The 4762-nt window shown below is 62.6% G+C and carries 5 protein-coding genes and 1 pseudogene; 2 read left to right on the forward strand and 4 right to left on the reverse strand.

All coding sequences use genetic code 11. The annotated features are described in order from the left end of the window. Positions 1-238: pseudogene (locus AC2VOU_RS07570) on the reverse strand (cytochrome P450); the annotation flags it as partial. A 66-nt stretch (positions 239-304) separates the two neighbouring features. On the opposite strand from AC2VOU_RS07570, the gene AC2VOU_RS07575 reads away from it, so the two are divergent. Beyond that, positions 305-886 (forward strand): TetR/AcrR family transcriptional regulator, encoded by a 582-nt coding sequence (locus AC2VOU_RS07575; RefSeq protein ID WP_012396369.1) that lies wholly within the window; start codon positions 305-307, stop codon positions 884-886. 425 nt (positions 887-1311) lie between these two features. Here AC2VOU_RS07575 and AC2VOU_RS07580 read toward each other — a convergent pair whose 3' ends face one another. Next, positions 1312-1653, reverse strand: a complete 342-nt coding sequence (locus tag AC2VOU_RS07580) for a hypothetical protein (RefSeq protein WP_012396368.1) — start codon at positions 1651-1653, stop codon at positions 1312-1314. Positions 1654-1706: 53 nt separating this feature from the next. Further along, entirely contained in the window at positions 1707-2291 is a 585-nt protein-coding gene (locus AC2VOU_RS07585; protein ID WP_232068827.1) for a CAAX protease, read from the reverse strand. Between the two features lie 268 nt (positions 2292-2559). Here AC2VOU_RS07585 and AC2VOU_RS07590 point away from each other — a divergent pair, with 268 nt between their 5' ends. Next, positions 2560-3000 carry a hypothetical protein gene (locus tag AC2VOU_RS07590; protein WP_486956818.1) on the forward strand — a complete coding sequence of 147 codons (441 nt, stop codon included), beginning with the start codon at positions 2560-2562 and terminating at the stop codon, positions 2998-3000. On the opposite strand, the gene AC2VOU_RS07595 is transcribed toward AC2VOU_RS07590, so the two are convergent. Further along, a complete protein-coding gene (locus AC2VOU_RS07595; RefSeq protein WP_012396365.1) occupies positions 2979-4481 on the reverse strand; it encodes a rolling circle replication-associated protein in 1503 nt (500 codons plus the stop codon). The genes AC2VOU_RS07590 and AC2VOU_RS07595 overlap by 22 nt on opposite strands. Between the last annotated feature and the right edge of the window lie 281 nt (positions 4482-4762).

The raw sequence follows: 4762 nt of genomic DNA on the forward strand, positions 1-4762 counted from the left end.
GCAGCAGCGATTCGCGAAAAGTCGAGCCCGGCGGAGTCGGAAATACTCCGTCGACCGACGAGTAGCTGTGATGGTCCAGCAGCGCGCTGATGACATCTGCGTGGCGACTCAGTACCCACGTGTTGGTATCGGTGGCGTGGTAGACGGGTGCGTCGTCGCGTAGCTGCCGGTAGACGGGGTAGGGGTCATCCTGAATTTCCGGGTCAAAGGGGTCGTAGCGAAGTTGTACGGTCGACATGAGCGTCTCCTGCCACATTGCAGAACACCGGTTTAGACTGAGAGTTTAAACCGAGGGGAGGACTTTATGCGTAAGATTCCCGCTCAGATTTCCGAACGGTTGCCGGCTGCGGCCGAACTCTTTGCCGAGCGCGGACTCAACGACACAAAGATCGAAGACGTGGCCGCGACCACGGGCATCGCCAAGGCCACGCTCTACTACTACTTCGCCGGTAAAGAAGAAATACTCGCCTTCCTGCTCGAAGACGTCCTACAACACGTCGCGGACGAGGTCACCGCGATCGTCGAGGCAGACGGCACCGCCGCCCAACGCCTGCACACCGTCATCAATGCTCAACTGCGCGTGATGGCCCAGCGGCCCGCGGTCTGTCGCGCCCTCATCGGGGAACTGGGCCGCGCCGCCCGCATGCCCGCCATCGCGGACATGATCACCACTGCCTACTTCGAACCCGTCGAGACCTTGCTTCGGGCGGGTGCCGCCGACGGCTCACTCGTGGCACTCGACAAACCCAGAGCTGCCGCCATCGCCCTATTCGGTGCGGTCACGATCAGCGCACTGACCTACCTCATCACCGACGATGCGCTCAACGAAGAGCTAATCGCGCGAACAATCCACGACGTCGCGTTTATCGGCTTACGGCCACGCTAGCTGCCCCTGGGGGACCAATCTGGGACCGGCAAGCCCGGCACGACATCTCGCAGGAATACCGCGGGTTCGGAATACGTCCACCCGACCAACACGAGCAACGGCGGCAGGATTTCACAGCGCACTGGCTGCTGTGTAGCGGACGAGGGACTGTGTGGCTATGGCTGACCTGCGCCTGCTGTCCCTCATGAAGGACGGGATACGCACGTCATTGGCAATCTACGCCGGTCAGATATGCCCTACCCGAGACTGCCTAGCGGACGCAGGGCGATTCGGCAATTACAACCGCCAATGTGCCTGCAGCAGAACACACTTCACACGTTCAATGATGCCACACTAAGAGTGGCTGAGCAGAGCCAGCGCAACACCCAATGCCTAGCGCTACTAACTCGTTTTCCCATCTTTGTGGCGGATCCGCCATTTCTACGTCACGAAGTTTGGAAATCCGCCACGTAAAACTGGAACCTACAGTGGTCGTGGCGCCAGCGGGTGAGCTGGTCGTGGAATGCTACCGCCTTCTCTCCTCCAGATACTCTCAGCAACTCGTCATGGGCAAGCTTGCGCTTCTTGTCGCTGAACGCCATGCGCCCATAGGTGATGACCGCAGACTCCCACAGAGCGCGCCGTGTGAAGGCGTTGGCGGCGGTCTCCGGTAGGTTTTGACGTTCATGCAGGACCATATCGGCGCGGAGAAGGTCCAGCCACAGAGATCCCCACTTTCGGAGTCGATTCGCTTCGCTGGTGGGCAGCTCCACCTGAACGTCCGTCATGCCACGATCACACCATCACAGGGCCGACTTCTGGCCTTCGCCGCGACAGTTGGCTATGGCCGGTTCCGAATGATGGTTTCGACGGTGCTCGTTGCATCGATGTGTTGGGCAAGCTCCGCCGATATGTATCGGGCGTGACCGCGGATTCGGCGGATTATCTCGCGCCCCGAACGAGCGGTCGCCGGCTCATGATGAGCAACCCGATTGCGGGCCTTCAAAAGGTCACTCAAACCATTGTGCAGTTGCACGCGGTGGGTTCCGCTGGGGTAAGCGTGTGCTAGATGCGGCAGCCAGACGAGAGGTTCGTGCCGACGTGACGTTAGGAAGACCCAGAAACCGAACGTTAGCTCGGCAATCACCTTGCCGGCCGGCGCCGCGTTCCCGCCAGCATTGTCACGCGCAGTGGCGATGTCGCGATGCGTTCGTGCGTTCCCGGCCACACTTCGGGGGAACAGGTGATCGGCCGAAGTGCTGTCGAGCCAGTGGATGTCGCCACCTGCGACCGCCCCCTTTAGAGCGGTGTCATACATGTTTCGGAGTCCGACCTCCAGGTGGGCGAAGTCGTGCAGCAGGGCAGCGTTCAGGCTGGTGCTCCATTCGTACAACGCCAAGGCACGAGACCTGTCGTGGCCCGCCATTCTCAAGTAGGTTGCGAACCGGTCGGAACTAAACCAGCTCTCGACCCAAGGCCCGTACGGCACCGCCATGCAGGCAGTCAACCACGGCGTTGCTGGTCGACACGGCGGCCGTGTAGAATCCTCTACATAAAGGCCAGAGTTGCATCCCCAGGGATGTTCTGGTTGAGAATTCAGAAGAGCCCGGTATTCGACCCTCGCGGTCGACCCGGGTTCTTTGCTATTTGGTCGAGGGGCCCCCGCGTTCGTCATCGTCCATACGGTGGCCAGCATGACGGCCACCCTGGCGGTCGTTCATGCCTACACTTTGGGGATGGTTCGAGAACTCTGGCCCACGCCGCCCGGCCAGCCCACTGAACCCGGTGTCCCTGACTTCGCGCGTTGGGGCGACTCGGCACCCTTCGTCGCACAGGCCGAATATCTGCATGCGCAAATGTGCACGTTGTCGCTCGACATTGATGCCTTCGGACCCGATGTGGGCGATCCCGCGGTGGTCAACTGGGTTGTCAATCGGCTGGCTGGCACAGGTTTGACGATCGCCGACATCGTCCGTTCTTTGTCTACGAGGCTGAACTGGGCGATTATCAACCCCAATCACGCTCTCGAAGTGATGGAGGCGTTCGACAGAGCTCGTCATGCCTTCACCGAAGCCTGCGGCGCGGCTCAAGCCGCCACCGAGGCGTTGCGCAATCACACGCAATTGCCGGGGTGAGGTGCCGCAAGCGTGTTAACCGCCGTGCCAAGTAACGCTGTCGCGAGTCGGGATGCGAACGCCGGCCCGTCATTCACTAGCGCGTATCCGCCGGCGACGCCGCCTTGGTTGCAGAAGGCTCGTCGTCGTCGCACCCTCCGATGAGTCACGGCACCGGTGTTCCGACCAACACGTGGGACCAGCCGAGTGGCCGTGCGCGGCACGACGGCGGTGGGGAAGCTGCTGGCAGGATTGCTGTAGATCGCTTGGCTACGTGACCACCGCCGCACGATTCGGCGCGCTGCCAGGTACGCGTCCTGGGCGATCTCGACGACCGCGATGGCCTTTTTGAGTCCGTAGACGCCCCAGAACCTTCCGGGACCACGTCCGGGCTGCTGCCACAACTCAGGCACGACATGCTGGTATTCCTTGTCGCCCAACGTATTCGGCGAAGAATGTTTGGTGAAGTAAATGGCCAGGCGCTTGGGATCGCACGCACGCAATCCGTTGAGGATGTCGATCCCCGTGCCGGCGAGCAAGTGACGCGCGCGTTGTTCCGGATCTGGATGGCCGACAATGTTTGCCCATTCCTGCGACAGCCAGTCTCGGAACGTGCGACCTGATCGCCCCACAGCGGGCGGCGGAGTCATCCACAAGTGAATGTGTGGTGCGCCGCGGCGTTGAAATTCGAGCTTCCAGATATAGCGGGCCGGTTCACCCCATTCGCGTTGAAACCGCTTGCGCCACAAGGCCATATGTCGTTTCACACTGGCGCCGTCTGGCGCAACGGATTGCCATTCGCCTGGGTAGGTCAGGGTCACCATCGCTGGCACACGGCCGCATTCCACCAGCGGTGTGTAGTCGAGCTCGGCGAAGGTGCGGCACATCGCGGCACGAGATTTGCGAGACCATTCCGTGATCGCTCGCCCAGGCGGGTTGGACATGTTACGGCCCGTCTTTATGCGGTCCTCCTCGGCGGCCACATCCAGCCGGTGACGGTCGACTGACCGCTCCGATGCCTTCTCCGCACGCACAGGACTGGTCCAGCCGAGGCGGACTACACCGGGGCCGATCGTGATCCGGAACCGGCCGGACTCCGGTTCCACCCCGAGACGGTCTTGCCCGTCTGCCCATGGCTGTGCCGGCTCAAACAGCGCTGCCGCCGAGGCCACCAAGTCGGAGCTCGGGAACCGCAGCCCCAGCGCATCTGCGGCCGACAGTTCCGCATCGGCGCCGCCCTCGATGCTGTCGCGGACACTTTTGGCACATATAACAAGCCCGTTGGTCCCAGCCGGAACACCGTCTACGTCGCTCCCACCGTCCGACCGACCGCTACCGCTCTCGCGCCCTCCGGCCGTGCCGGCCTCGGGCCCTCGCGGTCTACCGGCGTCCGCGACTCCGTCCGTGTTCCGGCTGGCCGTTCGGGTCGTGCCCGGGCGAAGAGTGGGTCGCTCCGCAATCGCGCTCGTTGAATGCGCGCTCGACCTCGTGATGCTGGGCATCGGGTGCCTGCTCCCCGGGAGCCCGCGGCGCGCGTCCCTGGGTGACGGGCGATGATGGGTTCCCTGACGGGAGTGCTGTCACCGTGTCCGGTTCTTGTCCGATCGTCGGACGAGCACCCTGCGTCAGACGCGCTCAGCGCGCCGTATTTGACGTATGGGTGTCGTTAAGCCGCAGGCCAGCGGCCGTTCCGCCCACCTGAAAAGCGGAAGGTCGCCGGTTCGATCCCGGCCCTGGCCACCACGGTGTTTATGCAGGTGAGAAGCGTATCAGCGTGTGAACG

Source organism: Mycobacterium sp. TH-M25 (genome assembly GCF_057473665.1).

Coding starts and splice junctions, on each gene's coding strand:
- AC2VOU_RS07575 (WP_012396369.1), top strand. CDS start 305: ATGCGTAAGATTCCCGCTCAGATTTCCGAACGGTTGCCGGCTGCGGCC.
- AC2VOU_RS07580 (WP_012396368.1), bottom strand. CDS start 1,653: ATGACGGACGTTCAGGTGGAGCTGCCCACCAGCGAAGCGAATCGACTC.
- AC2VOU_RS07585 (WP_232068827.1), bottom strand. CDS start 2,291: ATGGCGGGCCACGACAGGTCTCGTGCCTTGGCGTTGTACGAATGGAGC.
- AC2VOU_RS07590 (WP_486956818.1), top strand. CDS start 2,560: ATGACGGCCACCCTGGCGGTCGTTCATGCCTACACTTTGGGGATGGTT.
- AC2VOU_RS07595 (WP_012396365.1), bottom strand. CDS start 4,481: ATGCCCAGCATCACGAGGTCGAGCGCGCATTCAACGAGCGCGATTGCG.